The 17,829-nt window shown below is 49.1% G+C and carries 20 protein-coding genes and 1 tRNA gene; 7 read left to right on the forward strand and 14 right to left on the reverse strand.

Going from position 1 to position 17,829, the window contains the following annotated elements; genetic code table 11:
* Nucleotides 1-225: 225 nt before the first annotated feature.
* The 4 genes from L3556_RS07570 (at nucleotide 226) to L3556_RS07585 (ending at nucleotide 2,349) form a co-directional block, all read left to right on the forward strand.
* On the forward strand, nucleotides 226-1,119 hold the full coding sequence (locus L3556_RS07570) for an Rpn family recombination-promoting nuclease/putative transposase (RefSeq protein ID WP_277866685.1): 894 nt from the start codon (nucleotides 226-228) through the stop codon (nucleotides 1,117-1,119).
* A 208-nt stretch (nucleotides 1,120-1,327) separates the two neighbouring features.
* Nucleotides 1,328-1,423, forward strand: coding sequence for a photosystem I reaction center subunit XII (gene psaM / locus L3556_RS07575; RefSeq protein ID WP_277866686.1), 96 nt, complete (start codon nucleotides 1,328-1,330; stop codon nucleotides 1,421-1,423).
* Nucleotides 1,424-1,502: 79 nt separating this feature from the next.
* A complete protein-coding gene (locus L3556_RS07580) occupies nucleotides 1,503-1,856 on the forward strand; it encodes a slr1601 family putative cell division protein (protein WP_277866687.1) in 354 nt (117 codons plus the stop codon).
* Between the two features lie 46 nt (nucleotides 1,857-1,902).
* Entirely contained in the window at nucleotides 1,903-2,349 is a 447-nt protein-coding gene (locus L3556_RS07585; protein WP_277866688.1) for a hypothetical protein, read from the forward strand.
* Between the two features lie 185 nt (nucleotides 2,350-2,534).
* Here the strand turns inward: L3556_RS07585 and L3556_RS07590 are convergent, their stop codons facing one another.
* The 7 genes from L3556_RS07590 to L3556_RS07620 all read right to left on the reverse strand — a co-directional run bounded on the left by L3556_RS07590 (nucleotide 2,535) and on the right by L3556_RS07620 (nucleotide 11,165).
* Nucleotides 2,535-3,275 carry a precorrin-2 C(20)-methyltransferase gene (locus L3556_RS07590; RefSeq protein ID WP_277866689.1) on the reverse strand — a complete coding sequence of 247 codons (741 nt, stop codon included), beginning with the start codon at nucleotides 3,273-3,275 and terminating at the stop codon, nucleotides 2,535-2,537.
* A complete protein-coding gene (feoB, locus tag L3556_RS07595; protein WP_277866690.1) occupies nucleotides 3,275-5,083 on the reverse strand; it encodes a ferrous iron transport protein B in 1,809 nt (602 codons plus the stop codon). Before feoB ends, L3556_RS07590 begins: the two co-directional genes overlap by 1 nt.
* Nucleotides 5,076-7,907, reverse strand: a complete 2,832-nt coding sequence (locus L3556_RS07600; RefSeq protein WP_277866691.1) for a sensor histidine kinase — start codon at nucleotides 7,905-7,907, stop codon at nucleotides 5,076-5,078. The genes feoB and L3556_RS07600 overlap by 8 nt, the downstream gene beginning before the upstream one ends.
* 130 nt (nucleotides 7,908-8,037) lie before the next feature.
* The gene (locus L3556_RS07605) at nucleotides 8,038-8,592 is read right to left on the reverse strand and encodes a DUF2854 domain-containing protein (protein ID WP_277866692.1); all 555 of its coding nucleotides are present in this window, start codon (nucleotides 8,590-8,592) and stop codon (nucleotides 8,038-8,040) included.
* 23 nt (nucleotides 8,593-8,615) lie between these two features.
* Complete coding sequence (locus L3556_RS07610; protein ID WP_277867616.1) at nucleotides 8,616-9,023, reverse strand: DUF3110 domain-containing protein; 408 nt, start codon at nucleotides 9,021-9,023, stop codon at nucleotides 8,616-8,618.
* Nucleotides 9,024-9,345: 322 nt separating this feature from the next.
* The gene (locus L3556_RS07615; RefSeq protein ID WP_277866693.1) at nucleotides 9,346-10,203 is read right to left on the reverse strand and encodes a transglutaminase family protein; all 858 of its coding nucleotides are present in this window, start codon (nucleotides 10,201-10,203) and stop codon (nucleotides 9,346-9,348) included.
* Complete coding sequence (locus L3556_RS07620; RefSeq protein ID WP_277866694.1) at nucleotides 10,203-11,165, reverse strand: alpha-E domain-containing protein; 963 nt, start codon at nucleotides 11,163-11,165, stop codon at nucleotides 10,203-10,205. Before L3556_RS07620 ends, L3556_RS07615 begins: the two co-directional genes overlap by 1 nt.
* 84 nt (nucleotides 11,166-11,249) lie before the next feature.
* On the opposite strand from L3556_RS07620, the gene L3556_RS07625 reads away from it, so the two are divergent.
* Together L3556_RS07625 and L3556_RS07630 are read left to right on the forward strand one after the other, a co-directional pair.
* Complete coding sequence (locus L3556_RS07625) at nucleotides 11,250-11,582, forward strand: DUF565 domain-containing protein (protein ID WP_277866695.1); 333 nt, start codon at nucleotides 11,250-11,252, stop codon at nucleotides 11,580-11,582.
* A gap of 64 nt (nucleotides 11,583-11,646) precedes the next feature.
* Nucleotides 11,647-11,719 (forward strand) — tRNA-Phe (locus tag L3556_RS07630).
* Between the two features lie 63 nt (nucleotides 11,720-11,782).
* Here the strand turns inward: L3556_RS07630 and L3556_RS07635 are convergent.
* The 4 genes from L3556_RS07635 to L3556_RS07650 form a co-directional block, all read right to left on the reverse strand.
* Nucleotides 11,783-12,298: a hypothetical protein gene (locus L3556_RS07635; protein WP_277866696.1), complete on the reverse strand. Its 516-nt coding sequence runs from the start codon at nucleotides 12,296-12,298 to the stop codon at nucleotides 11,783-11,785.
* Nucleotides 12,299-12,320: 22 nt separating this feature from the next.
* Nucleotides 12,321-13,190, reverse strand: a complete 870-nt coding sequence (locus L3556_RS07640) for an O-methyltransferase (protein WP_277866697.1) — start codon at nucleotides 13,188-13,190, stop codon at nucleotides 12,321-12,323.
* A gap of 36 nt (nucleotides 13,191-13,226) precedes the next feature.
* The gene (locus tag L3556_RS07645; protein WP_277866698.1) at nucleotides 13,227-13,748 is read right to left on the reverse strand and encodes a photosystem I assembly protein Ycf3; all 522 of its coding nucleotides are present in this window, start codon (nucleotides 13,746-13,748) and stop codon (nucleotides 13,227-13,229) included.
* A 62-nt stretch (nucleotides 13,749-13,810) separates the two neighbouring features.
* Nucleotides 13,811-14,050, reverse strand: a complete 240-nt coding sequence (locus tag L3556_RS07650) for a DUF370 domain-containing protein (RefSeq protein WP_277866699.1) — start codon at nucleotides 14,048-14,050, stop codon at nucleotides 13,811-13,813.
* Nucleotides 14,051-14,104: 54 nt separating this feature from the next.
* Here L3556_RS07650 and L3556_RS07655 point away from each other — a divergent pair, with 54 nt between their 5' ends.
* Nucleotides 14,105-15,856, forward strand: coding sequence for an Rqc2 family fibronectin-binding protein (locus L3556_RS07655; protein WP_277866700.1), 1,752 nt, complete (start codon nucleotides 14,105-14,107; stop codon nucleotides 15,854-15,856).
* A gap of 9 nt (nucleotides 15,857-15,865) precedes the next feature.
* Here the strand turns inward: L3556_RS07655 and L3556_RS07660 are convergent, their stop codons facing one another.
* From L3556_RS07660 to L3556_RS07670, 3 genes are all read right to left on the reverse strand, one after another.
* Entirely contained in the window at nucleotides 15,866-16,240 is a 375-nt protein-coding gene (locus L3556_RS07660; RefSeq protein WP_277866701.1) for a type II toxin-antitoxin system PemK/MazF family toxin, read from the reverse strand.
* Entirely contained in the window at nucleotides 16,233-16,457 is a 225-nt protein-coding gene (gene mazE, locus L3556_RS07665) for a type II toxin-antitoxin system MazE family antitoxin (RefSeq protein WP_277866702.1), read from the reverse strand. The genes L3556_RS07660 and mazE overlap by 8 nt, the downstream gene beginning before the upstream one ends.
* A 109-nt stretch (nucleotides 16,458-16,566) precedes the next feature.
* Nucleotides 16,567-17,784 carry an ABC transporter permease gene (locus L3556_RS07670; RefSeq protein WP_277866703.1) on the reverse strand — a complete coding sequence of 406 codons (1,218 nt, stop codon included), beginning with the start codon at nucleotides 17,782-17,784 and terminating at the stop codon, nucleotides 16,567-16,569.
* Nucleotides 17,785-17,829: the final 45 nt, after the last annotated feature.

A 17,829-nucleotide genomic window follows, 5' to 3' on the forward strand; every position in this document is an offset into this window, starting at 1 on the left:
TCCCTGCTTTGGGTATCTCTTCAGTGACACCGATGCGGGTTACGCTTGTGGGAGCTATGGTTGGCATGGTTGTTCCGCCGGAGGTTGCACTATGCCTATCATCAGGGCTTATTTGTCTTGGCTCAGTCTGGCGATAGAATGGTGATTCTCAATGAGGATAAATTCCAGCCAAAAGGCTGGTAGGGGTATCATTTTCTGAACAACGACCTGCCCTAAAATAGGGAAATGCGTGACAACCTTTGTAAGTATCTAGCGGAAAAATATCCCATCGCCTTTACCCAGTGGCTCCTCAAGGATTCCTCGCAAGATGTTTCCATCCTGAAAACCGAACTGAACCTAGAACCCATCCGCGCCGATTCCGTGACATTGGTACAGACCCAAAACTGTATTCTCCATCTAGAATTTCAAGTAGAGCCAGAGCCGACATTGCCTCTGCGGATGCTGGACTATTGGCTGAGACTCTATCGTACCTATCACTGTGAGATTGTCCAGGTCTTGATCTTGCTACGACGGACAAGGGTTTATGTGCCCGATGTCTTTGAGTTGCCAACGACGCTCCATCGCTATCGAGTGATTAAACTCTGGGAAGAAGACCCCAATCAATTTTTTAATATTCCTGCCCTATTACCATTTGCCGTATTAGGAAAAACCCAGAACGAGGAAGCCCTATTACAAGCCGTCGCCCATAGAATTGGTGAAATTGAATCAGTTCAAGCGCGGCAAGAATTGAGTACCGTCGTTCAACTATTGGCTGGGCTACAGTACAGTAAGGAGCTTATTCAAACCATTTTTAGGGAGGGGATGATGCGCGAATCGGTGATTTATCAAGAGATTCTCCAGGAAGGGGAACGTAAAGGACTTCAACAAGGTCTCCAACGTGGACGACAGGAGGGACGACAAGAGGGACGACAAGAGGGACGACAAGAGGGTCAACGGGAGGAAGCCTGTACCCTCATCCTGCGTCAACTAAACCGACGATTAGGGCGTCTTCCAGATCGCTTTGTCAGCCAGATTGATGATCTATCCCTGGATCAATTGGAATCCTTGGGGGAAGCCCTCTTAGATTTTCAAGACCTCCATGATCTAGAGAGTTGGCTAGGATCACGACCCAGCAGTTAGACCCTATTCTGTTTTTACCGATATGAATGGATATGAGGTAATGGTGGCCACAGAATTTATACAACTAATTTCTTTCAGGCGATCGCCTCGAAATGTAACTTAAATGTTACAAATAGGAAACAGGAGTTGCCAAGACGTAAGTTAGTGTGAAGTAATGAATACAGCAGTTTTTTGACTCGCAATACCTGAGTAACCAAGGAGTAATCCCATGACCCTCACCGATACCCAAGTCTACGTCGCCTTAGTTGTTGCCTTAGTTCCCGCTATCCTCGCGTTTCGTCTTTCCACTGAGCTATATAAATAAGAAGAGACCATCGATTGATTTATTTGGGTAGCCCGGTGGAAGCCTTCGCCGGGTTAAGTTACTTTGTTTGGTATTAGTTATGCCCCGTTCTGCTCAACGATTTGCCAACCCTGTCCCATCAAGCCAGGATCATCCCTATCAAGGGCAAACCTTAGAGGTTCTGGCAAAGATAGTGGTTCACTCGGGCTTAATTGTTTTTGGTCTGATGGCGGTCGGTAAAATTTTGCCCTACCAAATAGCCCAGTCCCAAAAGCTTGAAGCCATGGAAGGGGAAGTGGCCCAAATGCAACAGCGGGTCAATCAACTACGGGCAGATTATGAACTGGATTCCCAGCCCCAGGCCAATCAACGCATTGCCCAGGAAGAAGGAAATATGATTGGGACGAATCAACGGCGGGTGATCTGGATTGATCCTGAGGCGACCCAGCCCTAGCCAGTATTGCCTGCCAGTATTGTTTGTAGAAGGTATGTAAGCATTTATGTCTGTATCTAGCGATCGCCCCCTCCCCGATGACAGCTACGTTGTTCTCGGATTAGCCACCTGTTTTATTAAAACTGACGGCAAACTCCAATCAATACAAGTCGTTGAACCCATTCCCTCTGCGGCCCTAGAAGCGTTGATTCAAGGCTTACCGACCTCCTACTCCCAGGCCCGGGCCATGACCTTGGCAGAATCTAGTCAGGAGGCCACAGCCCTCGTTCATTTTCCTGGGGATGCTCAGTTTGCCGATGACTTTGCCGAACGGTTACAGGCCGCTGCCCGCACATACAGATCGCGGCAGGAAGCAACCCGTCACATCCCCCTAGGGACAACCTACAGCGACTTTAACTTTTCCACTGAACGGAAGCGGATCCTCAATTCGGAGCGGATGGTCACAGCAGCGGATAATGTGAAGCAACACGCCTATACTCATGAAGTTCTCTAGGCTTGAGACCTAATAGAGCCTAATAAAGGGCGATCGCCAGCATTAGCAAAAATAAAAAGCTAACAAAAATAAAAAATAGACCCCACACATCAAAGAAAAAGTCTGACGGTGCAGGGCCAAAGACGCAGTTAGGAGGTATCTTTCCCTACTAAGGTAAGGGTAGATTTCAAAAAAGGGTTGACTCTTTACCAAGTCTTTAGATTTGCATCCCGTGGATTGGAAATTTGAATGATCATGATTGAGAAGTACGGTAATTCTAAGTGCAAATCGTACTCTAGGTTACGGTAGATGCGCTGTTTCGCTGTGGTTGCCCAAGTGACGACCACCGCTCGATTCAACAGATGCAGACGATGGAGTACCTGCCACACTTGGGGATAGACCGATCGCACCTTTAATAAGACCACCGTATCCGCCCAACCACAAACCTGTTCCAACTCTTCAGCACAGTACATCGCCGGTAAAATAACCAGGCGATCGCCCCCCAGGGTTAAGGGTTGACCCACCATTGCCGCTGCCGCCAAGGGAGAACACACCCCCGGAATGATCTCAATTTGGATGGGAATGGGATTAGATTCTTGGCGTAGCGTTTCAGCTAGATAGGCAAAGGTACTGTAAAACCCCACATCTCCCTCACAGACAAAGGCCACATCTTCTCCCTGATCCAGGTGTTCTAAGACCCGCTGGGCGGCCCGTTGCCAGGCTGCCCTTAAAATGGCTCCATCCTGCACATAGGGAAAATCTAGGGGTAAACGAATCTGCTGGGGGGTTAACCAAGGGGCGGCAATTCCTTCGGCAATCCCCAGTTTCCCCCCAAGGCCGGCGGGAAAGGCAACCACGGGAACCCGCTGCAAAATACCTAGGGCTTTAACGGTAATTAATTCGGGATCACCGGGGCCCACACTCAAGCCGTAGAGCGTCCCTGCCATTAATGCCAACCCAAGCCCTGGCCGATTTGGTAGATGAGGCCACTCACTCCCCAGGCTAAAACCAGGGAATAGGCCGTTGCCATCAGTGTAAACCGCCAACGCTTAGATTCCGTTTGCAGGGTGGCTAGGGTACTCAGACAGGGGGTATACAGAAGCGTAAACAGCATAAAACAATAGGCTTGTAATGGCGTAATTTGCTGGGCGATCGCTCCTTGGAGTTCACTGCCTTGGAGATGGTAAATAACTGCCAAGGAGCCAACGACGATTTCCTTGGCCACGAAACCAAAAATCAAGGCAATGGTCAACTGGGCATTAATGCCTACGGGAGCCAAGAGGGGTTGCAATCCCGCACCAATTTGTCCGGCCCAGGTTTGCAGACTGGCCGGCTCCACATTCAGGGGAAAATGGGTTAATCCCCACACGCCAATCACCCCGGTAATAATAAAACCACTGGCCCGCTGAAGAAAATGGCGTACCTCACCCCAGGCCCGGCTAAAAATTTGGGAGACTGTGGGTAGTCGGTAGGGCGGAAGCTCTAGGACAAAGGATTCATCGTTGGGAAATTGTCCCCGAAAAAGGAGGGCCGTTCCCATGGCAGCCACACAACTCCAGAGGTAGAGGGAAACAATAATGATTGGCCCCAAGCGATGATCAAAGAGACAGGCCGCCATAAACACAAATACCTGCAACCGGGCCGAACATAGGGAAAAGGGAATCACTAGCATCGTTAATAGTCGTAGTCCTGGCGATCGGATCACCCGAGTTCCCATCAATGCGGGAACATTGCAGCCAAAGCCCATCAAGCTCAAAACAAAACTGCGGCCATCCAAACCAAGGCGGGCCATTAAGCCATCCATCAAATAGGCGGAGCGGGAGAGGTAGCCACTGTCTTCAATAAAGGCCATCACCGTAAAGAAAATAATCACCAAGGGCACAAATGCCGCAACGGTGACAATTCCGCCATAGATGCCATCGATGAAAAATCCCTGCCAACCGGGAGATAAATCTGCCAAGGCCACCGTTAATACCTGTTCCTGGAACCAGACAAAGCTATCACTGAGAATTTCCTGTAGGCGCAAGCCGAAGAACCATACGGCCTCAAACAACAGGAAAATGCCAAGAAAAAACAAAGGTAGACCCCAAAGGGGATGGAGTAAAAAGCTATCTAGACGTTGATTGATATCCTCGCCAGCCCTGGGAGACACCTGAACCCCATCCTGGAGAAGTTCATCGATAGCTTCAGGGGTAATGGGGGCTAGGGCAAGGGGAGTCTCTGGATTCCCTAGGGGGGCGATCGCCGCCGCGGATTGCTCTAGGGCCCGACTGATTTCTCCATAGGCCTCTAAGTATCCACCCCCATACTTAGCACTCAGTAAGGTCACGGGTAATCCCAATGTTTGACTCAGAAGGTGGGGATCAATTTTAATACCATAGCGTTGGGCTTCATCGGCCATGTTTAACAACACCAGGGCGGGAACTCCCCAGGCCTTAATTTGCAATACCAAGCGAATCTGATGGTGGATCTGACTGGCATTCAAAATAATGAGTACGAGACGAACAGGAACCGTGGTTAAAAATTGACGGACAATGGCTTCATCGGCAGCCTCTCCAGCGAGGTCATAAATGCCGGGCAAATCGACAATGGTTGTGGGTTGGCCATTGAGGGTCACCGTTGCCTGGGCCAAATCCACTGTTATGCCTGGCCAGTTGGCTACTCGGGCCGCCGCGCCCGTAATCCGATTAAAAAATGTTGACTTTCCCGTATTGGGCATTCCCACCAAGGCAATGCGGGCTGTGGGTTCAGACACTCTCAGTCTCAGGGGCAATCAAGGGCAATATCAAGCGAGTTAAGACCCGTTCATCTTCTAGCTTATACATATCTAAAACCCCCCCTAGCTGTTGGGCCACATAAAAGCAGGATTTGAGATGGCGGCCGGGGGGATGATCCAAGCTCGAGGGAGCCAGCCAATCTAGGTGATCAATGTGGTGAAGATCAATGATTAGGCGGGGATCAATTTCACCATTATCCGTAATGGAGATCTCTAGCCAGTCAGGGGTGTCTTTGGCTTCCGAGGGATTCCGCTTACACCAAATATCAATCCGGCCCTTGGAGTGGGAGCGTTGACAAGCCGCAAGGAGAACTTCGTAAAGAATGAGTTCAATTTTGGGAATATCCCCGTGGAGTGTCAGCACTTCTTGGCTATGGACTTGGGTCCAGAGTTGTTTCTTTTTTACCCAGGGTTCAAGGCGATCCAGATTGCGTTTCAGTAAAACCGCTAGACCGATTGAACTTTGACTGAACTCTAACTTCCAGGTTTCTTCGGTTAACAACTTGGGTAGAAATTCTAACTGCGATTGTATTTCCCGGCCCCAACGCTTTAGGAGCGGATCGGCAACATCGTAGCGTTGGCGCAGCCATTCATTGAATTGATTCGAGGTTTTAGCAATATTTTGATACAGTTCTTCCACCCGCCGATGTTTGTACCAATTTAGGGTTTCTAGGGTTTGCCATCCCTGGGTTAAAACTTGCAGCAAACAGGTGGAGCGGTGGGCCCAGGCTAAATGATTTGTGAGTGTGACGAGGGATTCTAAATGGCTTTCAGACCAGAGGCGATCGCGGCGATCGGCCACAACTAATACCCCCGATGGCTCATATTCCGGATCCGTTCGTAGGGCTAAGGCCAGGACTTGACCAATATCTGGGCCACTTAACCATTGCCGACTACGGCTATCTAGTTCCTCCACCGTTTGACTAATGAGGCCCGAATAGCGATCCACCTCCGTTCCCGCCTGGGACGACACTAGGGCTGCATGGATTAGGGGATCGTCGTAGATATTGATTTCAACATTGGTGTTAATGCCAAATCGTTGATGGCTGGGGGGCGGTGCTACAATCCAACCTGTGGTTTGCCCCGGCGGCCACGTCACTAAGGCCACCAAGGGAGCCTGAAGTAACGTCATAATATTTTGCAGACCTGTCAGCTCTAGGCGATCTAAATTTTGGGTTTTTTGCATCGCCATTAAACCCGTTTGCATGGAGTTATAGAGGTGCTGTTGTTGCTCACTTTGCCGTTGTAGTTGCCACTGATGACTCAGTAACCCCAAGCATTGGGCCACCTGTTGTAGGGAATTTTGTTCTTGGCGAGTCCAAGGGGATGTTTCCGTGCGCCCAGCAATTAAGACGGCTTCAAGGGGATTCCCAGGGGTTGTTTGGCAAAAAAGGAGCGATCGCAACCCTAATTTATTAAACGTCTCTTTCCAGGAATGGAGGCGGAGTTCGTGTTGAATATCATCCAGGGCAATGGCTACCGCACTGGCTTCAAGCAATTGCCAATCCATCTCACTCAGGGGAGGAAAGGGTTCTAAGGTAATACGACCACGGCTGCGGGGATGTTGGAGTTGGACGGTAAATCGATGGCTAATTGGCTCATGGATCAACAGTAAGACCATGGAGGCCTGGACACTATTGGCCAAATCTTGTCCCGCCTGTTCTAAAACCCTTTTCCAGTCCTGTTCTTGACAAATGGCATGGGTCAGATCCGTGAGAAGTCCCTGACTTTCTTTGGTTTGCAACAGTTGATGCTCGGCCCGCTCCACGGGGGCAGCCAAGGAGAGTAGATTGCAGGCGGTTTTTAGGTCTTGTTTATTGTTTTCTGGCCAAACATGGGGCTTGGACATCTCCAGGGTAATGAATCCAGTTAAATCTGGGCCGACAATTACTGGCGCTGCTAACAATGCTTGGGTATTGAGCATTTGTATCAATCGCACTGGAGTGGTGCTACTCACTGCCCCTTGGGCATCACTGACGGCAACAATCTGGCCCGCCATCAGGGCACTATAAAAACTCGCTAATTCTGTTTGAGTAATGGTTAAGGGTTGGCGTTGGGCTTCACGTCCCAAGGGCTTACCCGTGGTAAAGGTGCGACGACGATAGATGGGTTGATCTATATCTCGCCAAAATAAACTGGTGCGAACAGGTTGGATGTGTTGGTGAATATCCTGGAGCAGGAGATCAATCCGCTGGCTAAGAGTTCCCGCATGGCTAAACTGTTGCAATAACTGCACCAAGGAACCTGATGCGGTTTTCCCAGGCGGTTCCACGGGCGTTTGGGCTTGCAAGCGTCGCAGATCCGAGCCGAGGGCATTAAATAACAGCGTGGCATAGGTTAAATCTTCGCCCCGCAAGGCTTCTCCCCAACGGCTAGAACCAAGGAGGGCAACCCCCAAACATTCCCGTCCCTGGACAATGGGCATAATCACACTACCCTGAATATTCAGGCGGATAGCCACTTGTCGCCATTCCCCGATTCGGTTTTCTTCCTGCAAATTGGGAATAGTGACGGGTTGACGCTGCATCACCACCTGATCGAGGAGACTACCCGCCGCTAGGGAGACTTTTTGTTTTAAGAATGATGCTTGACCAATGGGAGTATCACCGCCTTGACCAATTAAGCTCCGATGGGCATCACTATAGAGTGAGAACCAGATTAAATTCATGCCCAGTTGCTCTTTTAAGTAGCCCAAGACAATGGGCCAAAGGTCTTCCGCCTGGGACTGACGACCCAAAAGTTTCTGAGCCGTTACAAGAGCCGTTAAATTTGATGGGGGTTGAGGCGACTTTGAGGACGTCATCGTCTGTAGCACTACCCTGGCGAAATTTTTCTAATTGTAGCGTTCAATGATGGATCACCATGTTCCACTCTACACCAACTTACATTGTCTGGTTCGCTGTGTGCCCCATTTAATTCTCCATGTAATTTGGTTAGGCAGGGTTCGAGTCCATCGCGATCAAACTCACCTCTACACGGTTGTCCGCGGATTGGGTGAGGGCAATATCAATATTGGGGCCAAAAAATTTCCGTAGTTTATCCTGCTTGGCCAGCCATTGTTCAAAACTAATCAAGGGAGAGTCAAATTCAAGGACTAGGGTATAGGCACCATCGGTATCACTTTCCCGCAATCCCGATAGAACCGGCCGTTCCTCATCGGAGGGACTCAAGCCAAGGGCCGCGAGGGATGTATCTAGGTGGCTTTCTTGGCCGTAGCGATAGCGGGTAATATCGTTGCGGATTTGGGTCTGAATTGGGGTTGCACCTTGGCGTAACTCAATAATATCTGGGGACGGCGGTTGACTGTAGGGCACCGGCTTGAGTTCGGCGGCTTTCAGGGCTAATCCCCCCAAGAGTAGGGGAATGCCATAGAAAAAACCCGCTAGATTTAGGGTTGCATTCCCTTGGGCATAGGCGATCGTTCCAATGATGGTCAAAACTGAGCCAACGACTAATCCAATTGTTCCTAATGAAAACCGACCGAACATACTGACCCTCTGGGGAAACGGAATTAAAGCAATTTCTCTAGGCGTTGGCGTAGACTATTAAGTTCACTATCGGAAAGTTGATCCTCTAATTCCGCCGCTGGTGGCACTATATTTTCTAGCTCCCAATCCGTTTCACCCACATTACTTTCGGGAGGGCTAAGGAATAGTCGCTCGGCATCACTCTTGGGAACAAATCCTTGGGGAACTCGCTGGCAAGCGTAGCCAGACGCATCGCAGAATTCTTCAATCTCTGCCGCATCAATTTCCACCACGCTAGGAGCATGAAAATCTTGGGCTTCTAGTAACAGGGCATAACGAGTGGCATCGTCCTCAGCCTCGAACATTAGGATTAGGTTGCGATCGTTGACCTGTAGGGAGTGAATTCCCTCGCTTTCGGTTCCAGGGTTAAATAGTAAAACGTACACACGCATTTTATTGATTGACCAACTGCCCATTAAAGTGTACCTGATTTTACCTCAATGACTCTTTCTTGCTGAATAACTGGGGATTTTAGGGCAAATTATCGGGCGAAGAGCATCGGCGATCGCTGGGTTTTGAATAATCTAGCTAGAATGTTTTAGAAAAACTGACTGAGTTGTGATCTATATCACAGTCAATATTGAGTTTGATCCGTAATACTAGAAAGTGACTCAGTACTATCCGAGTCATCAACAGGGAACACACAACGAGCCGACAAGCTGTTAATTTGGTTTGTCGGTTTTTTTCTAGTCTTTAGAAATTATAATCTAGCGATTATGTTCTAGAAATTTGAAGCTGATAGGTCATAGCTGCTGTTGCTCCTTTTCCCCGCACGGTTCCTGTAATGGGGGCTGCATCTTCAGGCTGGGCTGCGGCAACTAAGGCAATATGGCGATCGGCGACCGCTAAGCCATGGGTTGGATCGTATCCTCGCCAACCGGCCCCAGGCAAATAGACCTCGGCCCAGGCATGGAGATGACGTTCTGGACTATCTTCATCCCCTTCTTGGTAGCCACTGACAAAACGTGCGGCCAAACCCACAGCCCGACAGGCATGGATAAATAACACTGTTAAATCTCGGCAAGAGCCGGATTGCCGTTGCCAAGTCAGACAGGGGGGCCAAGGTTCACCAGTTTCGCGAGTTTGATACCCACAGGTTGCATAGAGTTTTTGATTTAGCTCACTTAGGAATACCAGCAGATTATTATCAACGCCAGTGGCAATTTCCCAGGCGAGGCCATGGGCAACGGGATCGATACCACCGGGAAAACCTGCTGACCCTAGATAGGGACTCAGGCTGTTGTGCAAGGTTCGCGGATAGTCGAGGGGAAGTTGGGTTGCCCAGGGATGGAGAAGAAATTGAAAGGGGTTTATGCAATGGGTTTCTACCTCAGCCATGATTTGGATGGAGAGCATGGAGGTGGGTAACTCGGGCCACCAAAGTTGGAGAATGGGGTTGTTTGCCTCATCTAATATCTGACTTTCACCCTTGGGAAGGGGAGATACTTGGAGTTGAAACATTAGTAAGGATTGATCACTACTACACCGGGGCCGCAGGCGAACCACATGGGGGGCAAGTTCTACGGCCTGGCTATAGGTGTAGGTCGTTTGATGAGAGATTTTATAGCGCATTAGGTCGTGGATGGGATGGGTTCTAGGGCAAAGAAGGCGGTAAAGATTTCATTGTCCACTTGGTTCATTTGACTTTGGAGTTGATCCAAGAATTCATGCATACCACGATTGATAATTTCATCAATGGTTAAATAATCAAGGTCGGAGCGGAGCCGTCCCAAGCAACGCTCTACGGGTAATTGCCAACTGCCTAGGGGTGTGCCGGTAATTTGGTACAAACTATACTCCACTTGCAACAAACAGGAACGAATGGCCCGGGGAAACTCGGCATCTAAAATTAAGAATTCTGCCACACCGGCGGGGGTAATCCGGTGTAAACCTCGTTTGCGATACATTTCGTAGGCGCTGGCAGATTTGAGAAGGGCAATCCAGCCTAGTTCATCAATGGGGCTACCCACATCTTCCACGGAGGGTAGGAGTAGAAAATATTTCACATCTAGGATGCGGGTGGTTTTGTCGGCACGTTCGAGTAATCGCCCCATTTGGCCAAAGTGCCAGGCTTCGTTGTGGGACATCGTGCTATCCATTACCCCAGCAAAGAGATGGCTGGCCTGTTTTACCTGACCGAGAAAATCAGCAATATCGGCTAAAGAATGGGTTTTGGCGGCATGACGAACTAGGGTATAGAACTGATTCACCTGCTGCCACATTTCTGAGGAGATCACTTCCCGAATGGAGGTGGCATTTTCCCGGGCAGCCCGAATGCAGGACAAAATGGAGTTGGGATAATTAGCATCAAAGGTTAAAAAGTTGATGACGTTATCGGCGGTTGCGGTGCCATAATGCTCTTGGAAAAATTGGAGGTCTCCGGTGGTCAAGATTAGGGGCTGCCACTGGGGCGATAGACTCGTGGGTAGGTCTAGGAGCATATTTAAGTTAACATCAACAAAACGAGCAATGTTTTCTGCCCGTTCAATGTAGCGATTTAGCCAGTAGACAGCATTGGCAACACGACTCAGCATAGGCGTGGGTATATCTATAATTAGGGTCAGTGCCTCATACTCTAGCAATCTTTGTCGGTGATAGAAAGTCGGTGGGCCTATCGTATGCAGGATACTCGTCTCAATACCTTTGTGAATCGCCTAGGAGAACAACTCCAGCGTCAGCTACAAAATCCCTGGCGGCGATTGGGGCTAATTGTGATTGCCCTCCTGTTTGGCATTTTCTTGGGGACAGCCCTTGCCTCTACAGCAGGTCAGGTGGGGTATATCGATATTGCGGCTTCGGCAATTGTGGCGATCGCCTCGGAGATTATTAGTGCTATTTTCTATAGCGATCGCTGGAAACTACGCAAAACCCTCTTGGGGGAGCTTCTAAATGCCCTCAAGTTTGGGGTACTCTACGGTCTATTCCTGATTGCCTTTCTCTTGGGTAGTTAAACCAGTTGGAACGAACTATTGCCACTGGAAGCCATTCTTGCTAGGATCAGTAAGCACCAATGAAGCCGGGATAGCTCAGTTGGTAGAGCAGAGGACTGAAAATCCTCGTGTCGCCAGTTCAATTCTGGCTCCTGGCATTCCAATTGTAATGACGATCTCACTAAAACATTAAGACAGCAAAAAATCCGCACTGCTGACGGCTAGGGCATAATCGACTGGCAACTGGCAATATGGCGATCGTTAATCGTTTTACTGGACGGACTAATTTTGGTTACGGGGTCTTGCATGGTTGCGGTTGCTCCTAAGCTGCCACTGCGCTTTCCAAAGAAAACTTCCCATTCGAGAACGAGATCATCGCCGCTTTCGTAGACACAAATAAACTGCAATCCTCTCCCCATGGGAGCGTCCTGACCAAAGGCTTGCAGGGACTCAACTTCCTGGAAGTAAATACATTTCCCGGCGGCTGTCGCTCCCCACAATTCATGCTGAGCCGTGGCGGTGGCAATTTCAATGGACATGGTGGCATTGTAAATGACGGGTTCACAGAGTCGAGCAGATTCTAGCCAGCAGTCCCGGGTTGTGCAGGTTCTAAAACTGATGGGCCGTTGATACCGCTCAAAGTAGTTGACTTGGGCCTGGGCCGGTGGACTAGCCATGAGGGCGATCGCCCCAGTTAGGGAAAGTAGACCGAGGGAATAGTGAAAAATTTTATTCATTAAACCAACTTTCCGATAGGGTTTATAAGGAATAGAGCGTTTCGCCAGTCACCGGGTAGATCTGTTCATGATTGATCAAACAAATGCCCATTTTTTGCATATCCAACCAAAATTTAACATTTTCATTGCGTTTGATCCGCAGCCAAGCTTGCTTCATCCCCTCTGACCAGGAAATATCGTCGAAAACAATAATGGCTTTATTTCCCAGATAGGGAATTAGGGATTCAAAATAAGAGATCGTGGCATTTTCATCATGATGACCATCAATAAAGGCATAGTCAATGGGTTGATGTTCCTGAAGAATGGGAGCAAAGGTATCCTGAAACCGTCCACAGATCACCTGAGTATAATCTAGGCCTAAGCCCCGTAAATTCTTTTCAGCCAAGGCGGCTAAGGATGGATCCCCTTCTAGGGTAATGATTCGTCCCTGATGATTGATGCTATGAGCCGCAGCTTGATAGGCCGCAGAAATACCTAAACAGGTTCCCAGTTCAATGGATATGGTGGGCTTAAACTCCCTAATAAGATAAAAAAGAATTAAGGCCCAAAAACGAGGTTTACTGGCTTTGCAAACTTGGGAAATGGTTGCCTTAGCCTCAATTCCGGCAGACATTTCAGCGTGGCTACGTTTTTGCTGGGGATTGCCAGCACCATAATCCTTCAGGGTTAATTCTGTAAGGTCATGATTTAATTGTGTTCTTAACGCTTCAATTTTTGTGACCCATTCCTGCTCATCTTGGCTGAGTCTTTCATTAAATGCTTGTTGGAGTACATGGGCGATCGCCCTGAGATCATCGATTTCTGTTGCATAGAGGCGGTGAGTGATCCGCTGCGCCTCAAATTTAGCAACCCGTTGACGAGTCTGAAGAATTATTGATTTCAGTGGGCCCATGGGCTAGACTATCCCGACGGTATGACAGACAGCTAGTTAGAAATACACATCCATCGTCGATCGCCCGGTGGTTTTCAGCCAGTTTTGCGCCTCGATATAATTGTTAGGAGCCATTTGAATCGCTCGTTTCCAATAATCAGCAGCACGATCGAAGAGTTGCTCCGCCTGCTCCTTTTCCTTGGCTTCTTCGGCCTGAGTGCCTAAATAGTGATAAATCACAGCAACATTATTTAGGGCTTGGGGCATGCGGGGGTTGAGGTCAAGGGATTGGTGATAGTAATCTAGGGCTTTCTCGTGATCCCCATTACTGGCATGGATTAAGCCCACATTGTAGAGAATGTAGCTGCGATCGTTGGGATCGTCTTCTAATTCTAGGGCTTCTTCATAGTTTTCTAGGGCCTCAGCATACTCGCCATCTGCTTGGGCCGACATGCCATCACGGTAGTAGGCAAAGGCTGTCTTCGAGCGGCTATTCGTGGGCAAAACCTTAAGAATAATATCCGCCATGACGGTAAAGGTCTTATCAATAAAATTATCGTTGCGCTGCGATCGCGGCATAGGACTTGCCCAAAGTTGATCTTAAATCAAGGAGTATTCTAGCAAATTATAGATGCCCTCAATCATGTACTAAAGCGTGTGGCAATGGTTTCAGGATGGGTGGCGGAGAGAATGACGTGGTGGGAATCCATAATCAGAACAGCGCGGGTACGGCGGCCGTAGGTGGCATCAATGAGGTGTCCCCGCTCCCGAGCTTCGCTGATGATACGCTTGATAGGGGATGAATCGGGGCTAACAACGGCAATGATACGATGGGCAGCAATACTATTGCCAAATCCCACATTAATGAGTTTGAGATCCATAGATGTTTGAGGCTCAAAAGGGTCTCAGCTTTCGTTTTCCTTGGGTATTTTGTCGTGCAACAGGTTGATTACACAACATTAATGGCGATCTGCACAGATCTGCAAGCGCATTGGCTCCCGGCCCGGCTGGAATCGGTCTATCAGCGCGATCGCCACAGCATTGCCCTAGCCCTGCGAACCCTAAATCAACGGCGATGGTTGACCCTCAGTTGGCATCCCCAGGCGGCCCGTCTTTGTTTTGAAGCTCCGCCGCCCCGTGTTCCTGACACGTTTACCTTTAGCCAACAACTTCAGCATCAATTGGGTCGGTTAGCTCTGGTGGCGATCGTCCCCCTGAGTCCCTGGGAACGGGTGCTAGATTTACAGTTTGCCCAGCGACCGGGCGACCCAATTCTTTGGCATCTCTATGGGGAAATCATGGGGAAATACAGTAATGTGATTCTGGTGAATCGCCATGGGGAAATTGTCACCGCTGCCCACCAGGTCAATGATCAACAATCTCGCTTGCGGCCGGTGTTGACGGGCCAAACCTATCGACCGCCGCCGGCCTTGACTGATACGATCCCACGGCGGGATGAAGCCTTTGATGCCTGGCGCGATCGCCTGAGTTTAATTCCTGGTTCCCTACGGCAATCGTTCCTCAAAAACTATCGGGGTCTCAGTTCTGCCCTCGTACTTCAGCTCTTTTGTCAAACCGGATTAGAGCCAAATTGTCTCAATGAAAACCTAGAGGAGTCTCAATGGCAACATCTCTTTCAAACCTGGCAGTATTGGTTAACCTGTTTAGCCGAAAAACGTTTTCAACCCCGTCGGGATGACCACACCTATAGCGTCATTCCCTGGACATTTGGCCAACCAGAGCCGGATCTGCATCGTCTGTTAGAGGACTATTATCAAGGGTATCTGCATCAACAGGAATGGCAGGGGTTACGTCATCAACTTTTGCAAAAACTAAGCCATCTCTGCCAGAAACTGGAGCAAAAAATCCATGACTTTCAAAGCCGTTTAGCGAAATCAGATACTAGCGATCGCCAGCGCCGCCAGGGGGATTTATTAATGGCCCATCTCCAGGAATGGCAACCCGGCCTCACGGCTATTACCCTGAAGGATTTTGAAACCAATGAACCCATCACCATTCCCCTCAACCCGGAAAAAAATGCGGTTCAAAATGCCCAACATCTCTATCGGCAACACCAAAAACTTAAACGGGCGCGGCAACACATTTTACCCCTCCTCGAAACGGCCCAAAAGGAACTTGCCTATCTGGCCCAGGTTCAGGTGGCGGTGGAACAATGCCAGCCCAGTTCTGAGGAGATCAATGGGGACACCTTTGGAAGCCTCTGCCAGGTCTTGGAAGATATTCGGGATGAACTCATTCAAGAGAACTATTTGCCAGAGCCAGACTATCGGCGATCGCCGCCGCCCTCAATGAACTTTTTACAATACCGCACCCCCGGTGGTTTATCCGTGTATGTGGGGCGGAATAATCGCCAAAATGATCACCTCACCTTTCGCCTGGCCAGTCCCTACGATCTTTGGTTCCACTCCCAGGAAATTCCCGGTAGTCACGTCATCCTGCGCCTGGATGCGGGAGACCAACCCAGTGAAAAAGACGTGCAATGGGTGGCCAATATTGCCGCCTATCATAGCCGTGCCAGTCAAAGTGCCCAGGTTCCAGTGGTCTATACTCCCATGAAATACGTTCATAAACCCAAGGGAGCGGCTCCGGGCATGGTGGTCTATCAGCAGGAAACGGTGATTTGGGGGTATCCCCTTCACAGGGGTAGCCAACAACCAACTTCCTAAGGCAACAAGTTAAGGAGCCTGAAATATACCACTAAACCCCAACTCGATATTTACTGCCTTTTCAATTTCTTGCCAGTATATGCTTTCTAACGTACCTAATTTATTTTTAACTCTTTGATAATCCACAGCCCTTAACTGACTGAAATTAATGTGTCTTTCCTTATCCAGGCGATTTTCAGGGGTGGGCACGATATTAACCACAAAAGGAAATGTTTTAATGCCTGGCATAATTGGAGCAATGATTGTGGTATTTCCAAACGTGTTACCAACATCGTTTTGCAGGATGAGGCAGGGGCGTTTTTTAGCTGTTTCATATCCAACGGCAGGTCTTAAGTCTACCCACCATATCTCACCTCTTTTATAGGTTAGGAATCCGTTAGGCATCTAACCCGTCACTCACCACAATATCCCAAGTCGAAATTTCTTTTTGAAAATCTGGATCATTAGCCTGATCTTGATAGGACTTCTCTAAATCCTCCATTAAAACTCGTTGCTGCTCTTGCAAAAGAATGTGATTAATAAAGCTACTCCGATTTTTGGAGCAACTGTCTACAAACTTTAAGGTCTCATCATCTAGGGTTATGCTGACTTTTTTACTCATTGGGGTAGTCCTTAGTAGGATTATATTATCATACTACTGAATCCTACTTTGATTTGCTGATCAGCAGCATGAACTGAAATTAAGCTGAAAACTCGACAACCCGTTCCATTTAGGCACTCCGCAGGGCGACAATGGGATCTAAGCTGGCCGCCCGCTTGGCTGGAACCACACCAAAAAATAGGCCAATTCCCCCGGAGACCCCCACGGCGATCGCCACTGCCACTGGAGCAACCCCGGCTTCTAAGGGTGTTGTTGCCGCCACGATCATGACACCACCGACCCCCACGGCGGTTCCCAGGAGGCCACCTAGGGCGGATAGAATAATTGCTTCAATCATAAACTGGGTGAGAATATCAGACTCTGTGGCCCCGATCGCCTTGCGTAGACCAATTTCCTGGGTACGTTCGGTGACAGATACGAGCATAATATTCATAATGCCAATGCCCCCCACCAAGAGGGAAATACTGGCGATCGCCGCTAACATTAACGTCAGAGCATTGGAGATATTGCCAATGATTTGCAGAGCTTCTTTTTGGGTTTGAATTGTGAAATCATCTTCATCCACAATTTGGTGGCGTAGTCGCAGCAGATTCGTAATTTGAAACTTGGCCGCCTCAATACTATTTTCATCACGAGCTGAGAGAGAAATAAACGTTAAGGACATCCCATAGGGAGATCGCTGGCCAACAATTCGACTTGACATGGTGGTGATGGGAATATAGGCCACTTCATCTTGGTTGTTGCCTAGAAAGGCACCCTTTTCTTCCATAACTCCAATCACCTCAAAGGCTAGATTCTTGATGCGAATCTCTTGGCCAATGGGATTTTCATTAAGGAATAACTTCGTTGCCAAATCAGAACCTAAAATTACCACCCGGCGATGGCGTTCTATATCCTGTTCAGAAATAAACCGGCCCCGATCAATGGTGAAATTTCGCACCGTTAAAAAGGTGGGGGTGGTGCCGACAACGGTGGCCGTTAGATTCCGTCCCCGGTAAATCATGCGCTGTTGTACCTGGAGTTGGGGGGCGACCTCCTTGACCGTGGGCACCTGTTGGGCGATCGCCTTGGCATCTTCAAGCACAAGGGTCTGGGGAATATCAAAGGTACGACTTCGCGCCTGGGGGGTACCCGGTGAAATGAACAGGGTATTGGGGCCGAGGGATTCAAATTGACCGGCGGCATAGCGTTGGGCCCCTTGACCAATGCCCACCATGGCAATGACAGAGGCATTCCCAATAATGATCCCGAGCATGGTTAAACCACTCCGCAGCCGATTGGCCGTGAGGGTGGCGATCGCCATTTTTATGCTTTCCCCAATATCCATACGAGTTCACCGTTATTTTTGCGGAAACCTTAATTAATCGAGTTT

Source organism: Candidatus Synechococcus calcipolaris G9, from assembly GCF_029582805.1.
Taxonomy (GTDB): domain Bacteria; phylum Cyanobacteriota; class Cyanobacteriia; order Thermosynechococcales; family Thermosynechococcaceae; genus Synechococcus_F; species Synechococcus_F calcipolaris.

What these genes read in the sequence shown, in the direction of transcription:
- L3556_RS07610 (WP_277867616.1), bottom strand. Translation starts at nt 9,023, where the DNA reads ATGCGTGTGTACGTTTTACTATTTAACCCTGGAACCGAAAGCGAGGGA.
- L3556_RS07670 (WP_277866703.1), bottom strand. Translation starts at nt 17,784, where the DNA reads ATGGATATTGGGGAAAGCATAAAAATGGCGATCGCCACCCTCACGGCC.
- L3556_RS07625 (WP_277866695.1), top strand. Translation starts at nt 11,250, where the DNA reads ATGCAGGATACTCGTCTCAATACCTTTGTGAATCGCCTAGGAGAACAA.
- L3556_RS07570 (WP_277866685.1), top strand. Translation starts at nt 226, where the DNA reads ATGCGTGACAACCTTTGTAAGTATCTAGCGGAAAAATATCCCATCGCC.
- L3556_RS07635 (WP_277866696.1), bottom strand. Translation starts at nt 12,298, where the DNA reads ATGAATAAAATTTTTCACTATTCCCTCGGTCTACTTTCCCTAACTGGG.
- psaM (WP_277866686.1), top strand. Translation starts at nt 1,328, where the DNA reads ATGACCCTCACCGATACCCAAGTCTACGTCGCCTTAGTTGTTGCCTTA.
- L3556_RS07645 (WP_277866698.1), bottom strand. Translation starts at nt 13,748, where the DNA reads ATGCCGCGATCGCAGCGCAACGATAATTTTATTGATAAGACCTTTACC.
- L3556_RS07620 (WP_277866694.1), bottom strand. Translation starts at nt 11,165, where the DNA reads ATGCTGAGTCGTGTTGCCAATGCTGTCTACTGGCTAAATCGCTACATT.
- L3556_RS07660 (WP_277866701.1), bottom strand. Translation starts at nt 16,240, where the DNA reads ATGCCTAACGGATTCCTAACCTATAAAAGAGGTGAGATATGGTGGGTA.
- L3556_RS07580 (WP_277866687.1), top strand. Translation starts at nt 1,503, where the DNA reads ATGCCCCGTTCTGCTCAACGATTTGCCAACCCTGTCCCATCAAGCCAG.
- L3556_RS07590 (WP_277866689.1), bottom strand. Translation starts at nt 3,275, where the DNA reads ATGGCAGGGACGCTCTACGGCTTGAGTGTGGGCCCCGGTGATCCCGAA.
- L3556_RS07605 (WP_277866692.1), bottom strand. Translation starts at nt 8,592, where the DNA reads ATGTTCGGTCGGTTTTCATTAGGAACAATTGGATTAGTCGTTGGCTCA.
- L3556_RS07585 (WP_277866688.1), top strand. Translation starts at nt 1,903, where the DNA reads ATGTCTGTATCTAGCGATCGCCCCCTCCCCGATGACAGCTACGTTGTT.
- mazE (WP_277866702.1), bottom strand. Translation starts at nt 16,457, where the DNA reads ATGAGTAAAAAAGTCAGCATAACCCTAGATGATGAGACCTTAAAGTTT.
- L3556_RS07600 (WP_277866691.1), bottom strand. Translation starts at nt 7,907, where the DNA reads ATGACGTCCTCAAAGTCGCCTCAACCCCCATCAAATTTAACGGCTCTT.
- L3556_RS07640 (WP_277866697.1), bottom strand. Translation starts at nt 13,190, where the DNA reads ATGGGCCCACTGAAATCAATAATTCTTCAGACTCGTCAACGGGTTGCT.
- L3556_RS07615 (WP_277866693.1), bottom strand. Translation starts at nt 10,203, where the DNA reads ATGCGCTATAAAATCTCTCATCAAACGACCTACACCTATAGCCAGGCC.
- L3556_RS07650 (WP_277866699.1), bottom strand. Translation starts at nt 14,050, where the DNA reads ATGGATCTCAAACTCATTAATGTGGGATTTGGCAATAGTATTGCTGCC.